General features: G+C 56.4%; 15 protein-coding genes. 9 read left to right on the forward strand and 6 right to left on the reverse strand.

Annotated features, from left to right (window positions below):
- Nucleotides 1-8: 8 nt before the first annotated feature.
- The 7 genes from BI06_RS49265 to BI06_RS06965 all read left to right on the forward strand — a co-directional run bounded on the left by BI06_RS49265 (nucleotide 9) and on the right by BI06_RS06965 (nucleotide 9,548).
- Nucleotides 9-311, forward strand: a complete 303-nt coding sequence (locus tag BI06_RS49265; RefSeq protein WP_158516395.1) for a hypothetical protein — start codon at nucleotides 9-11, stop codon at nucleotides 309-311.
- Between the two features lie 204 nt (nucleotides 312-515).
- Nucleotides 516-1,502, forward strand: coding sequence for a phage tail tube protein (locus BI06_RS49270; RefSeq protein WP_149030290.1), 987 nt, complete (start codon nucleotides 516-518; stop codon nucleotides 1,500-1,502).
- 469 nt (nucleotides 1,503-1,971) lie between these two features.
- Nucleotides 1,972-2,232, forward strand: coding sequence for a hypothetical protein (locus BI06_RS49275; RefSeq protein ID WP_149030291.1), 261 nt, complete (start codon nucleotides 1,972-1,974; stop codon nucleotides 2,230-2,232).
- Between the two features lie 542 nt (nucleotides 2,233-2,774).
- Nucleotides 2,775-5,192 (forward strand): phage tail tape measure protein, encoded by a 2,418-nt coding sequence (locus BI06_RS46010; RefSeq protein WP_158516396.1) that lies wholly within the window; start codon nucleotides 2,775-2,777, stop codon nucleotides 5,190-5,192.
- Nucleotides 5,189-8,353 (forward strand): hypothetical protein, encoded by a 3,165-nt coding sequence (locus tag BI06_RS49280; protein WP_149030293.1) that lies wholly within the window; start codon nucleotides 5,189-5,191, stop codon nucleotides 8,351-8,353. The genes BI06_RS46010 and BI06_RS49280 overlap by 4 nt, the downstream gene beginning before the upstream one ends.
- Before the next feature lie 11 nt (nucleotides 8,354-8,364).
- The gene (locus tag BI06_RS49285; RefSeq protein ID WP_043466527.1) at nucleotides 8,365-8,742 is read left to right on the forward strand and encodes a hypothetical protein; all 378 of its coding nucleotides are present in this window, start codon (nucleotides 8,365-8,367) and stop codon (nucleotides 8,740-8,742) included.
- Nucleotides 8,743-8,819: 77 nt separating this feature from the next.
- Complete coding sequence (locus BI06_RS06965) at nucleotides 8,820-9,548, forward strand: peptidoglycan-binding protein (RefSeq protein ID WP_051740391.1); 729 nt, start codon at nucleotides 8,820-8,822, stop codon at nucleotides 9,546-9,548.
- A 525-nt stretch (nucleotides 9,549-10,073) separates the two neighbouring features.
- Here BI06_RS06965 and BI06_RS06975 read toward each other — a convergent pair.
- The 5 genes from BI06_RS06975 to BI06_RS52865 form a co-directional block, all read right to left on the reverse strand.
- The gene (locus tag BI06_RS06975; RefSeq protein WP_043466531.1) at nucleotides 10,074-10,478 is read right to left on the reverse strand and encodes an Lsr2 family protein; all 405 of its coding nucleotides are present in this window, start codon (nucleotides 10,476-10,478) and stop codon (nucleotides 10,074-10,076) included.
- A gap of 21 nt (nucleotides 10,479-10,499) precedes the next feature.
- Nucleotides 10,500-11,021, reverse strand: a complete 522-nt coding sequence (locus BI06_RS06980) for a hypothetical protein (RefSeq protein ID WP_043466533.1) — start codon at nucleotides 11,019-11,021, stop codon at nucleotides 10,500-10,502.
- Nucleotides 11,022-11,499: 478 nt separating this feature from the next.
- The gene (locus tag BI06_RS49290; RefSeq protein ID WP_158516397.1) at nucleotides 11,500-11,859 is read right to left on the reverse strand and encodes a hypothetical protein; all 360 of its coding nucleotides are present in this window, start codon (nucleotides 11,857-11,859) and stop codon (nucleotides 11,500-11,502) included.
- Between the two features lie 104 nt (nucleotides 11,860-11,963).
- The gene (locus tag BI06_RS06985) at nucleotides 11,964-12,482 is read right to left on the reverse strand and encodes a hypothetical protein (protein ID WP_043466536.1); all 519 of its coding nucleotides are present in this window, start codon (nucleotides 12,480-12,482) and stop codon (nucleotides 11,964-11,966) included.
- A gap of 166 nt (nucleotides 12,483-12,648) precedes the next feature.
- Complete coding sequence (locus BI06_RS52865) at nucleotides 12,649-12,843, reverse strand: hypothetical protein (RefSeq protein ID WP_043466538.1); 195 nt, start codon at nucleotides 12,841-12,843, stop codon at nucleotides 12,649-12,651.
- A 190-nt stretch (nucleotides 12,844-13,033) separates the two neighbouring features.
- Between BI06_RS52865 and BI06_RS06995 the strand changes: the two genes are divergently transcribed.
- On the forward strand, nucleotides 13,034-13,267 hold the full coding sequence (locus BI06_RS06995) for a hypothetical protein (protein WP_043466541.1): 234 nt from the start codon (nucleotides 13,034-13,036) through the stop codon (nucleotides 13,265-13,267).
- Nucleotides 13,268-13,323: 56 nt separating this feature from the next.
- Here the strand turns inward: BI06_RS06995 and BI06_RS46015 are convergent, their stop codons facing one another.
- Nucleotides 13,324-14,703, reverse strand: coding sequence for a DUF3987 domain-containing protein (locus BI06_RS46015; protein ID WP_158516398.1), 1,380 nt, complete (start codon nucleotides 14,701-14,703; stop codon nucleotides 13,324-13,326).
- 958 nt (nucleotides 14,704-15,661) lie between these two features.
- Here BI06_RS46015 and BI06_RS49300 point away from each other — a divergent pair.
- Nucleotides 15,662-15,919 carry a hypothetical protein gene (locus BI06_RS49300; RefSeq protein WP_149030296.1) on the forward strand — a complete coding sequence of 86 codons (258 nt, stop codon included), beginning with the start codon at nucleotides 15,662-15,664 and terminating at the stop codon, nucleotides 15,917-15,919.
- The last annotated feature ends 51 nt before the right edge of the window (nucleotides 15,920-15,970 follow it).

Here is a 15,970-nt window from a genome sequence, read left to right on the forward strand (position 1 = left end):
ATTGGGTCATGGTCGGAAAGATTGATTGGTCAGATACGCGCTGGATTACTAATCGGCAGACGGAAACCACGTATGACGTTCATGTTGTGGTTTCCGTTGCTGTGCCCGGCGCCGATGCGGAACGAGTTGAGACGGCGGCATTTACTGCTGCCGAGAGTATTCGACTTTCCCTAATGTTTGATCCGACTATTGGGGGTGCGGCAATATCCAGCGCCCTTGTTCCCGATCGTTTGATTTCCTGGCCTACGCCGGATGGTTTTGAAGCCCAATGGGAGGGATTGGCCAGGATCACGGCCAGGGACAGCCGCTAGGGGGCTGTGGCGGCCCTGTAGAGACAGGAGAGAGAAAGACATGCGAGTTGTGTACACGGGGCCCCTGGGGGCCGTTCTGATTCCGTCGCTTGGCCTTGAGGCCATCGGCGGAGGCCCGTCGGTGGACGTGCCGGAACCCATTGCCATTGAACTAATTTCCCGAGGGGATTGGATCAAGGCCAGGACTAAGAATAGCGAGGATTAATGGCATCTGTTTTTGATTCATACATTGGGGCCGTCGATGAGGTGACTTACGGCGCCGTGCTTCCGGTAAGTCGATTTTTTGAGCTTTCAAAGGAATCTGTTTCCGGAAAGTACGAGCGCATTGAATCGGCAGCCATGACAGTAGGCCAGCGTGTTATGCGTGCCGACCGGTTTGCACCGAATGCCAAGGGCGCAGATGGATCGCTAGAACTAGAGGTTCTGGACCGTTCCTTTGCATTTTGGCTTAAGCACATGCTAGGGAATGTGGCAGTTGGCGCGAAGGATGCCGACGGTTTTACCACGTTTACCGCCACAATTGCTGATCTGGCGGGAAAGAGTTTCACCCTTGAAGTGGGCCGCGCCGATTCCGGCGGCGGCCTTAACCAGTTTGTCTATCCTGGCGGAAAGGTTGGCGGTTGGGAACTCAGTAACGAAATTGATGGTGTTCTAGCTCTTTCGGTTGACATGATCTTTTCCCGGGAAACCGTTCGGACTGGTTCCCCGGTCACGCCCACCTATCCCGCAGGTGCTCGTCTTTTCACCTACCTTGGTGGAACTGTCACGCTGGATTCTGCCGCATTTCCTGTTTCGGAGACTTCCGTCAAGGGTGACAACGGTCTTAAGGATGACCGTTGGACTATTGGCGTGGGACGGCGTGAGCCTCGGGAACAGCAGGCCCGAAAGATTGAATTCTCCTCTAAGGGGGAATTTGACAGTATGACTGCCTACAATAAGGCGTCTGCCGCTCTGGCGACTGGAAACCTGGGAAATGTCGTTCTTACTTGGGGCGGAGTTGCGCCCGATCCGCTAAAGCCGACTGTCATTCCCGTGATTACCGTCACTATGCCCAACATGCGCTTTGATGCGGCCACCCCCAACATTGAGGCGGGGAAGATTCCAGATCTGTCAATTTCTGGTACCGCCCTTAACGGCACCGGAAATGACGCAATTGCCATTACGTACAAGACGCTTGATACGGCTATCTAATTGGCTAGCCGTAACACGACAGCCTTTCGCCTTGAAGGCTTTACGGCTTTTCGGGACGAACTGCGGAACGTGGCGCAAGACATTCCGCGCATTGTAGAACAGACGGATAGGGCCGTAGCAGAACTGACGATTCAGTCCGCCCGGCGAATGGCAACCAGCCAAGGGCGTCTCCCCGCAAAGGCTGCCCAATCCCTGCGCGCCGAAAGGGGCCGCAGAGGGGTCAAGGTCCGATACGGAGGAAACCAATGGCCTTACGCCATGGGTGCCGAATTCGGGTCATTCGCCTATAAGCAGTTTCGAGCGTTCCGTTCCAGCGGCTATTTCGTCTTTCAGGCGAAGTTTGTAGTTGAACGTTACGAACAGCAGCAAACATATTACCGGGCCCTCGGGGCAGCCCTCTCAAAGGCATTTCCAGAATAGGAGAACTATGCACATTTCTTTCGACCCAAAGTCTCTCACTCTCGGAGACATGGTTCTTTTCAAGGACAAGACCGGTCTTTCGGTTCAGGATGCTTTCAAGGCAAAGCCGGTGCTTGATGATTCCGGCCTTCCGGAGAAGGACGAAAAGGGGAGGCCGATTCGAAGGGTCGACCTTGACCCCCTTTCCCTGGTTGCTCTTGTTTGGCTCATTGGCCGAAAGGAAAACCCGGACTTTTCTTTTGACGATGCCATGAACGTGCCTGCTGTAGAGCTTGACGTGAGCCTCCCGGAGGCCGACCCAAAAGACTAGATGAGCTGCAACAGTATGCGGCTTTCTGTCATTTCTATGGAATGACATATCAGGAACTAATGGAAATGCCCTTGGATGCCTACACGGCTTACACCGAATACATGAGGGGGGCTACTACCGGAAGGGGATAATTGGCGGACCGTAGCCAGGAACTTTCAATTGTTGTAACCGGCGATGCTGTGGGCGCTGTCCGCGCAATGACTCAGGTAGTGCAGTCCACGGACCGCGCCATTTCTGCGGTAGTGGACAGTGTCACCGAGGGAACCGACGACCTTACCCAAACGGTTGTTACTCGGCTGCGGGATTCTCGGGGTCGCTTTGTGACCACTGGAGAGGCCCTAGGCGACGCCACGGGCGACGCAATCTCAGAGTCAACCGACAGGGCCACGGCGGTTCTGGGCCAGGGCATAGCGGGCCGCCTACGGGATTCCCGGGGCCGCTACGTGGCAGCAGGGGAGTCCCTTGGTGAGGCTGGCGGCCAGGCCGTCACGGACGCTACGGACAGTGCCGCTCAGGACGTTGGGACAGGTCTAGGCGCCCGCATGCGGGACGGCCGGGGCCGCTTTGTTGCAGCTGGACAGGCGGTCGGCCAGGACGGCGGCCAGGCCGTCACGGACGGAGTGGAACGCGGGACCAACGGCCTGGCCGCTGGTCTCCAGGACCACATGCGTGACGCTTCGGGTCGACTTGCCTCCGAGGGGCAGGATGCCGGAGAAACCGGCGGGCAAAGCCTTAGTGAGGGATTCCTTTCCAAGGGCGCGCTAATGGTGGCCGGCATAGCGGCCATTGCCCTTAAGGCCGGGCAGGCCCTGACCGATGGTATCGCTAAAGCGATGGACCAGGGAAAGGGTATAAGCAAGCTGCAAGCCCAGCTTGGTACAACCCCGGAAATGGCTCAAGAGTTTGGCGGAATTGCGGGCCGACTTTACGGCCAGGCTTACGGCGAATCGGTCGGTGACGCCACAAACGCTGTCAAGGAAGTTTGGCAGAGTGGGCTTCTCGATGAAGACGCCACTACGGCACAGATTGAAAAGATCACCGCTTCCGCCATGGGGCTTGCGGAAACGTTTGACCAGGATGTCAAGGGCACCGCCAATGCTGCCGCACAGATGGTGCGAACGGGCTTGGCAAAGAATTCTGAAGAGGCCCTAGACATTCTTACCCGTGGTTTCCAGCAGGGAAATGATAAAGCGGATGACTTGCTGGATACCATGGTCGAATATTCGACCCAGTTTCGTAATGTCGGTGTCGATGGCACACAGGCCATGGGCCTTATCTCCCAGGGTCTACAGGCCGGTGCGCGGGATGCAGACACCATTGCCGACACCATCAAGGAATTCTCCATTGAAGCGGTTGCCGGCTCCGACAAGATTAGGGCGGGTTACGAAAAGGTCGGACTTAATGCCGACAAGATGTTTGCCGCTATTGCCAAGGGTGGGCCGTCTGCCAATGACGCCCTAGACCAGACCTTTGATGCCCTCCGCAAGATCGAAGATCCGATTAAGCGGAATGCTATTGCGGTCGAACTTTTTGGTACTAAAGCCGAGGATATGGGACAGAGCCTTTATGCTCTTGATCCGAGCACGGCCACCAAGGCAATGGGTGATGTGGCGGGTGCTGCGCAAAACCTTGGGAACACGCTGCACGATAATGCAGCAACAAAGGTTGAAAGCTTTAAGCGCGGCCTTGAACAGGGCTTTGTTTCGGTTATCGGCAACAATGTTCTTCCCGTGCTGGAACGCTTTGGGCAGGTTCTGAGCACTACCTTTGGGCCCATTGTTAGCGCTGCAAGTGACACCGTTCGTCTTTTCTTTGGAGCGTTTACGGGCGCCGGTGCAGACACCAGTAGCATTAGTTCCGGCTGGATTAACACAGTTATTCAAGCCGGAGCAATGGCGCGCTCAATCTACGACAGCGCCGTTTCTTCCGTCCGCTCTTTCATCTCTTCTTTGACTACTGAGGGCGGCCCGGTGTCGGGCGCCATAGAGTCGATACGCGGGGCGTTGGAGCGCTTTGCCGGAGTGATCCGGGATCAAGTCCTGCCCTGGGCCGAATCAATGTGGCCCAAGATTGCACCTGTTGTAGAGAACCTGAAGACAACCATTTATGCCGGTTTCGAGTTTATCCGCGCAGAGATTGAAGCTGTCATTAAGGTTATCTCGTACATTTGGTCGAATTGGGGTGACAATCTTCTCCGTGTGGCCGGTGCTTTTATCGGAGCGGTCATGGGCCAGATCAACGGATTTCTAGATATTCTGCGTGGCGTCTGGGAATTTGCCACGGGCCTTTTGACCGGAAATTGGTCGAAAATGTGGCAAGGCATCAAGGACATTGCGAGCGGAATATCCGGAGTAATCTACTCAACCGTTAAGGGAATTTGGGATATGGTTTACGGCGCCTTCAAGGGGCCGATTGACAACATGATCAATAACTTTGATGCTGCCATGAAATGGATCAAGGACGGTTGGCAGAATGTAAAGAATTGGTTCACTTCCAACTTGAATATCAATTTTGGCGGAGTTTGGGACGGCATCTGGGGGTCTTTCAAGGGGGCCATTAACAAGATCATTGGCGCATGGAATAATCTTTCATTCACCGTCGGTGGTGGAAACGTTTTCGGAATGAATATTCCTTCATACACCATTAGTACGCCAAATCTTCCCTACCTGGCCAAGGGTGGCAATATCCTCGGGGGCGGTGCCGCCATTGTTGGTGACGCCGGGCCCGAGCTTCTACAGCTTCCGACAGGGGCCCGCGTAACGCCCCTCACGGGGGCACAGCAGGACGTTCCCGGCCAGGCCGGGCCGACAGGGCCAACTGTCGTTGTGAACGTCTCCGTGGCCGGTTCAGTGACCGCCGAAAGAGACCTGGCCCGATCTATTGCGGCCAGCGTCCGCGATGAAATTATCCGAATCTCTAAAAGGAATGGGGGTAGGACCGGTTTCGGTCTGCAAGCATGACTAGTCGCCTAGGTTTTGAAACGGAAATCGCATTTGAATCCCTGATTAACGAGACGCCGGCATGGCGTAATGTCACGCCATGGGTAAAGGAATTCGACGTCAAGCGCGGGCGTTCATTCGAACTTGACAACTTCGAAACTGGAACAGCCACGGTTTCATTTGACAATGCCGACGATCGATTTTCCCCGGACCCCTTCATCAAGGTTTCCAGTCCCGAAAACAACCTGTTCCCGAGTGATTCCCCCGGGGCATACGACACGATCCCCGGGGGCCCTTACTTTCCCATCTCAAAGCTAATCACATACGGGAATGGCGTCACGGTAAAGGTCAGCGGGGCTGGCGACGTTTTCACCGGATGCGCCCGGGTTTCCATCCCGACCCTTCTGCCAACATGGTCGGACATCGTTGCATTTCCGGATGCCAAGGTAATTGAAGGCCAGGAATCGCAATTCCAAGTCCGGCTGTGCAAGGCTGACGTCAGTCAGCCGGATCTTTCCATTGGCCTGTTTGTGCTTTACTCAAACTCCAAGGATGTGGCCATTGGATATGCGCATGGCACTACACCAATAAAGGTTTCGGCTATCAGTAAGGACACTGCACAGCCGCTCATCTTTAAGCACGTCGCCCCGGTTGGCGCCGTAAAGGTGCAATACCGGTTGGTTGCCCGAGGGGCAACCAACGTTGCTTCCTCGTTTCTCATGACAAGCGCATTCGCTTACAATCGGCCGCCATTTGTGGGTGAGCCGGATTGGTATTTCACCGAAGATCAGACCACTATTCGGCCCAACCGTCGAATCCGGATCAACTCCGTAATTGGAAACAATATCTTTCCGCGTTGGGCGTCATCCCCCGAAACTTCGGGAACTTGGGAAAAGGGATTCAACGGGAAGGGCGTTCAGGGAATGACCGCCCCCATTCCCCCTTCCGATCGGTGGGAATATCCCAAGGGTCCCAACGGCGAATCCTGGTGGGAACTGAACTTTATAAGCGGGGCATCGGAGCCGTCCACCGGGGTTGGTACCAAGCATATTCGCTTTTCCTACCGAAAGGCGCTGGCTGATGCCGTTTCTGGGTCGAGCCTCAAGGTTGGCGCCAATTCAATTCATGTCTACACGGCGCCGATCCCATTTTACAACTACACATTTTCGGGTTGGGTGAAGTGGGCGGCCGGAACCGGATACAAAGCACTTCCCGCCGGAACAACAATGTCCATTGTTGGATGGGTGACAGATCAGGTTAACCCGTCCAATGTTTGGTCACTTGGAACCATCGCAACAATCACTCCGGGTTCAAGCTGGACACCATTCAATTTCAATGGAACGATGCCGTGGGGAATGATTGCCCCAACGATGAAGTTGACTTTAAGCGTTCTCCCGAACAACGACCGTTCAACTATTTCCGGAGACTTCGGATTTGACCTAATCGGCCTACAGTGCGCCCGTTCTGACAATGCAACCGGTTATCGGGTGGTGCCTTTTCAGTACGGTGACGGAGCCGAACCGGTATTCTCTGGATTCATTGACAGGATTCAGGCTCAAAACAATTGGACGCTTGGGGCGAACGATGTGAAGATGGAATGTTCCGATGACCTCCGAATCTTTTCGGAAACAATTTGGAACACCCCCTATCAGGCGGTTGCAAACAAGAATCAAAACGTCCTGGCGCATTTCCCTCTGACCGATCCTGCGGAATCATTTGGAACCGTTGGAGAAGCGGCCGGGTTTGTTGGGTCCCCCGGTACTCTTGTCAACAGTACGAATGGTGGACGGCCCATTACCTACGGCGCTTTTCCTTTTGTTCACGGTATTCAAGGCGGGACGTCGCTTTCCTTTGAATGGGCTAACGGTTCATTCGGAACCGTGATTGATATTACCGACCCGGCGATTGCCGCATTGGCCACCACAAACAAGGACCGTTCCAAGGGAAGGATTGACAAGGGGTGGAGTGTTGATTTCTGGGCTATCTTTCCGACGAACAGCATTCCCCGCCCTGATTCGGGGGTGACACATTTTGCAGCCGTAGCGTTGGGCCGAAATGTTCATATCGGTGTGGCACTAACACCGAGCAATGATTGCCTCTATGCCCTCACCGGAAATGAGGGCATTACCTACATGCTCATGCCATTGGGCTACCTCACCAATTCGGATTCGCACTTTCTTTCCGTGTCCGCCGGTCCCGCCGATCCCACGGGAAAGCGAATCATTTCCCTGAACGTCAATGACTGGGCCTACCGAAAGACTTACGTAAGCACACAGCCGGATTCCGGCTATGAGGCTCCGGCCAGTATTGGGGGCCGTTCGTGGTGGGCAGATTGGCAGCCCGACCAGTTTGCCGGCCAGCTTTCTTGCGTCACCATTTATGACACAGGCTCCGAGGATGTCACCGCGAAATGGCAGGTAGGAAAGAACAATACCGTTCACGGTGGAACCACTAGAACCAACTTTCTCGCTTCCAAGGTTCACCCTCGATACGACATGTCGAATTGGAAATGGGGGCCTGGCTCTAGTCCAACAATCTTTGGCCCACTTGATTTTAGTGGTGTCAATGCACTGGCCCACATACAGGAAATTACCGGCGATTTGCAAAGCGTATTCTTTGCCACCCGTGAGGGCCGCATCGGATACCTTGTGAAATCTACCCTTGATGGCCTGTTGCAGGATGCCATAGCCATTCCTGGAAATGAAATGACGCTATACACCGACAAGGGAGAGGGCCCGGAACCGGGCTACTCTCTGGATTACGACTTGTCGCACGTCTACAATATCGTGACGATTTCTCGAAAGAATGGCATTTCTAGTACGGCATCCAGTGCGAAATCTGTACAGTCCTTCGGTCGTCGCATGTACAAGCGCGAGTTGAAAAGCATTGAGGATTCGTGGGTTCGGCAGTTTTCGCGAGAGTTTATGGAACGTTGGCAGAACCCCGTTCCGCGCCTCAGCTCACTTCAGTGGACACTCTCCACTAATGACAGTCTGGCATCAAAGATCCTCTCCCTTGAACTTATGGGAAAGCTCACTATTCAGGAAAACAATCCGGCCTTCCCTGGGGGAATTGTTTACAGTCGGGCCTATCGGGTGGAAGGACTTTCGCACCAAGTCAAGGTAAATGGCGCCGCCGTTGATTGGGTTACCACCATGGACGTTACGGCCGTAGGCCACTAGAAAGGAGGTAAATGGAGTATTGGAATACGGCCCTGAGTATTGCCGGCCTAGCCATCGGCCTAGGAATTGCATTCATTCGATTCCGGTCGGAAACCGACAATGAATCTGCGCGTCTTTGGCGTGAAAATGCAGAGGCAGAAAAGGCCCGGGGTGATCGGCTGGAAGGAACCATTAGAGATCTTACGGCCCGCGTTGAACGCCTTGAAACTGAAAATGGTTTGCTTCGCTCACTTGTCACCGGTGAACGGGCCATTCAGGATCTCTCGGTCACGGTGACCACCTATCACCGGGAAGCAATGGCCGCCCTGTCGGCCCTACGTGGCTCTGTGCGGGCCGTAGAAACGCGCAAGGGTCCAGCAGGACCGGCAAGCAACAAGGGCCCCTCCTAGGGGCCACACAGACAATCGCCCCCGGTTTGCCGGCCGGGGGCTTTCTCATGCCCAAAACAAAGAAAGAGGAAATACTAATGAGTGTTGACAGCATGCTGAACGAGTGCCGCAAGTGGATTAACCAGGGCTATAAGGAGGGTCGCAATAACGATACCCTTTTCGGTAAGTGGTACGGCCTGCCTAATCAGGCGTGGTGCGATATGTGGATTAGTTACTGCGCTTCCGTTTCCGGCAATGCGGATTCGGTTGGCCGGGCGGCTTACTGCCCGTCGCACGTGAATTGGTTCCGGGCCCGAAAGCAGTGGTCCGAATACCCGAAGGTCGGCGCCATTGTTTTCTATGACTGGGATGGTGACGGTCTTGCCGATCACGTTGGCATTGTGGAGTCGTTTACTGACACCACTATTACCACCCTTGAGGGAAACACGTCTGCCGGTAATGCCGGTTCTCAGTCCAATGGTGACGGTTGCTACCGTCGCACTCGTCCGCGTAAGGTCCGGCAGGTTCTCGGATATGGATATCCGGCCTATGCCGGCAACTCCATTCCGACCCCTCAGCCTAAGCCGCCGACTTCCGGCATTCCGGCTTTCCCTGGCCGCTTTCTCAAGCTGACTCGACCGTATATGACCGGCGAGGATGTGCGGACTTTCCAGGCGCGCCTTAAGGAACGTACGTGGCAGATTGATGCGGACGGTTCTTTTGGTCCGGCGACTGATTCCATTACCCGACAGTTCCAGGCCCGGCACGGCCTAGAGGTGGATGGTGTGGTTGGGCCCGCTACTTGGGCGGAGGCATTCAAGGGCTGAACGCCCGTAGGGGCGGCCCGGAGGCCGCCCCTACGATTATCCCCGCCGCCGTTCCCTGAGTTGGCGTCGTTGCAGCTTTGTTCTGGTCCTACGATCATCCACGCTTTATCGTCAAATACAAGCGTGAGTAGAAGTTTCTTTTTCAGCATGATTTACCCCCTTCCTTGGCGGCACAAGGTAAGGGGGACATTCCAGTAAGTCAATAGAAAGGAATAGGTATGATTAGCTTTATTACCCGCAACGCGGTCCGACTGTACGCGGTCGCTGCGGCCCTGCTGGCCCTGGGGGCCCACTACCTACCGTCCCTGCCTGTCGGTCTCGTCCTGGCCGCTGTGGCGGCCCTCCTGGGCCTCTCCGTGGACTCCGTGACTGTCCCTGTGGGCAAGCACCGGGCGGCCGTCTCAGAGGCCCTGTACACCCCCGCCCCGGACCGGGCGGACATCTCCCGAGAGGTAAGGTAAGGAAGGTAAGTAAGGGCATGCAAAAGAGGGGCCCCGCCAAATGGCGGGGCCCCTCTTTTTGCTTTTAGCCGTGGGCCTTTTCGTAGGCTTCCACGATGCCGCTGGAAAGGCGGCCACGCTCGTTCACTTCCAGGCCCTGTGCACGGGCCCATTCCCGAACCTTTGCCGGGTCCGGCCCCGAGGATCGCACCGGGGTCGCGGCGGCGCGCTTACGCGGCTGCTGCTGTCCACGGGTGGCCGCCGCAACCGACGGAAAGCCAACCTGCACCGGAGCGTCTTCCACGATTCGGGCCGCCGCCGCATACGGGGCGAGGAATTCGCGGATCTTGTTGATCGCTTCAAGCGAGGAATCCAGCTCGAAGTTTACCCCGTCGAATCCGAACCGGAACGAATCGCTCGCATTCTGGTCGATGATTTCGCCGGAAAGGTCGTCCTTGACCTGAGTCGTCTTGGTCTCAATGACTGCCATTTGCTTTTCCCCTATCCCCGATTAGGCCGCGTCGATTTCGTCAAGCTCAATGGTCGCGATGAGAACCGCGTCAACCTTGGCATTCCAGAAATCGAACGCCGGGGTTCCCGGAACCTGCTGCTCCAGGATTCGGAGCCAATTGGCCTGCGCGTCGGTCAGGGAGCGAACCCCAAGGCCCTTGAGCGCCTTTGCCTCCGCCTGGTCCCGCTTCCTCTTTCGGGCGGCGGCTTCCTTTTCCGCGTCAGCCTCGGCCTTTTCCCGGGCGGCCTTTTCCTCGGCTGTTTCGTCGGATTCCGTTTCCTCCGACTCCTCCGCGTTGTCCTCGGCCACGTAGGCGGCCAGTTCCTCAATGCGCGGCTTGAGCGTGGATTCGCACCGGGGGCAGAGGGTGAATCCCTCCGGCAGAGGCACGGAAAGGTCCAGCTTGTTCGTTCCGATGAGCCGCTTTGCCACGGCGATCTGAACCTTGATGCAACCCTCGCGGGGCCGCTGGTCGGCGTGAACGATAGTCTCGCCGGTGTTGAAGAAAGCGCCGAGCGCCATTCCTCGTTCCTCCCTTGTTCTCATTCCTTGTTGACTAGACTTTAGCGGCTTTTCTCCGCGCCGGTCAAGTTCATTTGCGGATTGCCATTCGGTGAATCCCTGAACCACCAGACACCAGCATTCCGAACAAACGTTGTACTGGTTGAACAGTGTCCTATCCGGCACCCACGGGTGCCCGAGTATCGACAGGGACCGGGCTATCAGGCAGTCAACGGGGCCGGAGTGCACGGTATGAACCGTTCCCTCGGTGTCCCGTCTTAGTGCCAATCCGATTGGCCCTATCCGGTTCATGACTAATGTCATAATCCGTCAAGCCTTCCCGCCGGGGATTTGGTGTTTGGCAATGCTCCCCCCGCATCGTGCGGGGTTCCTTGCGCTGCCTTACGAGAAAGACTCTACACACGGTCGGTGCCGTGTGTCAACTGGATTGCTCGCTTGTCTTGCCAAAAAAGGCCCCCGCTTTCGCGGGGGCCTCTCTCTAGATGAAGTTCTGTCCGTGATTTTCGCCGCCGCATGAGCATTCGCAGGCGGCCGACTTTGCCGACAGGCAGCGTCCGTCACAAACCTTTTCCGCCCGGTAGCGGGCATTAAGGTGCTGACCTTCCATGGGCCCGTGGTCGGCGCACAGGGCGCCGTGGGACGCATAGAGTTCCCGGGCCTCAGCGGCCTTTTCCGGGGTGTCGGCAAACATCCAATAGTGAATGTCCACCATCTGTCCGGGTTCGCTTCCGATGAGAAGCGCCGTGCCCTTTCCGATCCTTGGAAGATCGGTCACCGCGCGAACCTTGCAGCCCTTTGTTCGGCACTTCCAGAACACTCGGACCATTTGCATTTCCATTGGTTTCCTCGCTCATCTTCCCGCCGGGGTTGATGAAACAAAGATACACACGGACAACCCTGTGTGTCAATGGGAGGCCCCCGCTTTCGCGGGGGCCTTTTCATTTAGCCTTCGTACTCTGCCACCTTACGGGCCCAAAACGCCTTTGCCGTTTCCGAGTTTGCCAACCGGGCCATGTCCACAAAGTTCTGAGGGGCCTTCCCGGGCTTGCGCGGGGGCGCCGGGGTTTCCACCTTCCCCGGCTCGCCAAAGGCCGGGGAAAGGGCCTTTTCCCGGTTCACGCGCTCGAACTTTTCAAGCTCGGTTTCCTCCCGGCCCTCTGCCGCCTTCACACGGTCCAACCAAGTAGCGGCGGCCTTGATTTCAGCTTCGGAAAAGTCGGCTTCCTCGCCCATGTTCAGAATGAACTTAGCGTGGTCCGTAAAGATGTCCAAGGCCGCCCTAGTGGCGGTAACAGTCAGGTAGTAAGCCGACTTCCCGACCTTCCGCGATGGGGCTTCCTTCCAGGCAGCCAGGGCCCCGGCCTCCGCCCTGTCGGCGGGCTTCTGAGTCTGCATCAGGCCAGTCTCGGCAATGTAGTCAGCAAGCTTGCCAGTCATCCGAACCGTGTAGACCGTAGCCATTGTCTTTTCCTTCGTTCGTTTCTTCCCCGCCGGGGGCTGATGAGTAAAAGATACACACGGCACAGACTGTGTGTCAACACTGGCTTTGAAATCTTTTCCTGCCGCGCCTTTAGGGTTCTTGGCGGGGAGACCCCAGGGGGCCCTTGGCGGGCCCCCCGGTGGCTTTCTATCGCTTTTCCACGGTCACCCTATCATCGGGCTCAAAGTCCATTGAGGTGAGCATTCCATGCACCGTGTAAACGCCGTCCTCTTCGGTGATCTCGATGATCAGCCATGCTCGGTTGCGCTCAATGATTCGCATTCCGGCCTTGACATGCCGGCCTTCTATCTCTTCGGCTTCCATCTGGTGAAGCATCTTCATTGCTTTGCTTCCTTCCCGCTCTTCGCCGGGGTCTTTCTTGATGTCTCCATTCTGGCATTGCCCATTGCCCGATTGCAAGCCCAAAGGCCGAGAAAGTTTCTTTCCCGGAATCGTTGACACACGGCGCACGGCGTGTGTATGTTTATCTCATCAAGCCCCGGCGGGCAGAGAAACTAGAGAAGGAAAGAAAATGGCTGTGAACCTTCGTAAGGGCCGTCACGACTACCGCCTTGAAATGATGGGCTGCAAGGTGGTCGACATCTACACCTACGGAATGGGCGCCTACACGGAGACTCGCCTTAGCGGCCAGACGGAGGCGGTCCGGGAGTTCTTCCGCTACTGGGAGGCCAAGGCGGTCATGGAAATGTTCGTGACCATGGACACCTACGGGGACATCCGGGAAATCACCGAATACACCGACTAGGAGACGCAGAAAGGGCCCCCGCCAAGGCGGGGGCCCTTTCGTGTTTCTAGGCGCTTCTAGACGCCTTCCTCGGTCATCTCGCGCACCAGGGGTCCGGTCCAGGAGTAGAGAACTGCCGACCTTCCCGCGCCCGGTTTCTGTCCACGGGAAATGTTGTCCCCAAGGACGTTCAGCACTTCGTCAATATAGGTGGCGGATACCTTATTTCCGCCGCAGATTGCCCGGACCTCCGTGCGGGTCAATCCGTCTTTCAGGTTGGCCGCCCGCTGCTTGAGCGCCGCCGCTACGTTCTTAGCGTCCTCATTCAGCTTTGCGTTTGCAGAGTATCCCCCTTCGGGAATGTCCTCGTCCTCCCCAATCACGTACCGAATGGACTTTAGGGAGTATTCGAAAAGCTCGTACGCTGCGGCTAGGTCAACTTCGTTGATCTCCGTGCGTCCGTCTGCAATGGCATAGGTTGCCGCCGTGCGCATAATGTGCGGCCTCTGTCGGCCTGTGAATGAGTCCAGGATGGGCGACATGGCCTTTTGCTGTTCAAGGGTGGCGCAAATGTCTCGCCACAATTCCTTTGCCTCTGGCGTGCGCTCAATGAGAAAGAAGTCCGCTTCCCCATCGTCGTTCTCATCGTCAGCGCATGCGGCCTTTTGTGCCTCTACAACCGTCTGCGCTTTCATTCCAACGTCGGCGAGATTGTTCCTGAGCTTTGCGCAAAGGGCGGCATATTTTGCTTCATCAATTGGCACGTCGTCCGCGAGAACTTTTGTCTGCTGGACATAGAAGAACATCCACCGGTTGTACGAACCACCGGCCAATTCCGTGAGGTTCAGACGGTCTGAAAATTCGCCCGGGGTAACGTGCGCCACGGCGGACAAGTGCGGCCGTGTGGCTTTGATTGGATTGTTGCGCGTCGGCACGGCAAGGGTTTCCCCGTCCCATGCCTCCCGTAGCGTTGTGCCGAGAGTGGCACCGGGGCCGACCGACTTTCCCATAATCTTCCCGTATTCGGAAAGGTAAAGAAGGCGACTTTGCCCGCCCTGTTCCGGAATTGCTTGCCCGGCCTCTTCCATTTCTCGAATCTCTTTGGGGGAGAGATCGGCAATTGCTTCAATCAAACCCTCTCCCGATGCAAGGGAGCGCAGAACATTGTTTTCAACGAAAGTCCTGCTGACCTTCCGCCCCGTTTTTAGTGCCGCATTCGTGGCGGAACCCTTTCGACCCCTGCTAGTGAGGCCGACCAGCATGGTCCACGCCGTGACGGGGTGCCTTTCGCTCCGGGAAATCGGGATTCGAATGTCCGGGTGAACCATGGCGCTCGTAAGAGAAATGAGAGAAGCCAGAATTCCGATTGGGTCCGCTTCCTCGCTCGGCTCTAGGATCTTTACAATCTCGCCAAGAATTCCCGTGTAGACGGCCTCATCGGGCTTGTCTTCGAACATCTGTTCACTTCTCCTGTCGCCCCGCCGGGGGAGGTATGGTAAGGAAGGTAAGAAAGGGTCCTTGGCCGGCAACCCCATACTTACCTTACTTACCTTCCCTCCCCTGGTCAAAGTCCCTGGATAATTGCATCAAGCCAGGACAATTCGGACATTCGCCAATTGACACGCCCCAGCGCCGTACATATGTTTTCTCCTGCCACAATTGCCGGCATGCTGCTGGCAAGCGTTTCGAGGGGTGAGGTATTGCGAGGAATTCTAATCCACCACGACGAAACCCGCATGCCGAAATGGGTGGACTTTACGGGTCTTGATGAAAGGGCCGCAATGAATGCCTTTGCGGATTCCATTGGCCCCAGCCCGGAACCTCTAACGTCATTCGCCGTAAATCAGGACGGGGATACGTTGACGCTTTTCGTAAGCGTCGAGGGATGGGGGCCCGGTTGCCCAAATAGGCGGGCAACGGAATTGTTTCGCGTTCTGATGCCCCCGGGGCGGGTTCCGCCCGGAAGTATTTGGGGGCCCCTGTTTCTTATCGGGGCCGATCTGGCGGGTTCCCTCATGGATATTCCCGAGGAAGCACACCACGTACTCAGGGAACATGGCGTCATGCCTAAGGCCAACTAGGGGACGGTCGTGTCGGAAAGCATTTCCCGTAAGGCCCTCAAGGAACATGCCCAAAACCGCCTGTTGCACGCGGTTAGCGCTGCCGCATGCTATGAGGATGAACGAATGCCCCAAGGGTGGGAAGACTGGCCGGAGGCCAACAGGGCCGTATATCGTGAGATTCTGTTGCGGGAAGCAAACAGACTTTCCCGGACCTTTGGGTATGACCAAATCTGGATTAGCTAGACCAATGGGCCCGCCATGGCGGGCCCATTTCCTTTCCCGGAAACGTTGACACACGGCGCATCCCGTGTGTATCTTTGCTTCATCAACCCCGGCGAACAGGAGAGCGAAAATGGACAGGCCGACGTACGAAACATACTCGGGGGTTTTCACTCTTCACGGCGACTGCATCGAGTTTGAATACCGCAATGATTACCCGAACCCCACCGGTCCGACCTACTACCCTGTTGTGAATGAGCCTCACAACTGGCCGGAGGCCGACATTGAAAAGGTTCAATTCAACGGTGAGCGGTGGATTGTTGCCGCTAATCCCGTGTCTCACTACGGGTATGTGAGCTACCACGACGAAACGGCGGCTTGGCGGGAGTGACCCCGACCCAATGGAAAGGGCGGAACGAAATAGTTTCGCCCTTTCCATTGA

The sequence above is a fragment of the Kitasatospora sp. MBT66 genome, from assembly GCF_000710405.2.
Taxonomy (GTDB): domain Bacteria; phylum Actinomycetota; class Actinomycetes; order Streptomycetales; family Streptomycetaceae; genus Kitasatospora; species Kitasatospora purpeofusca.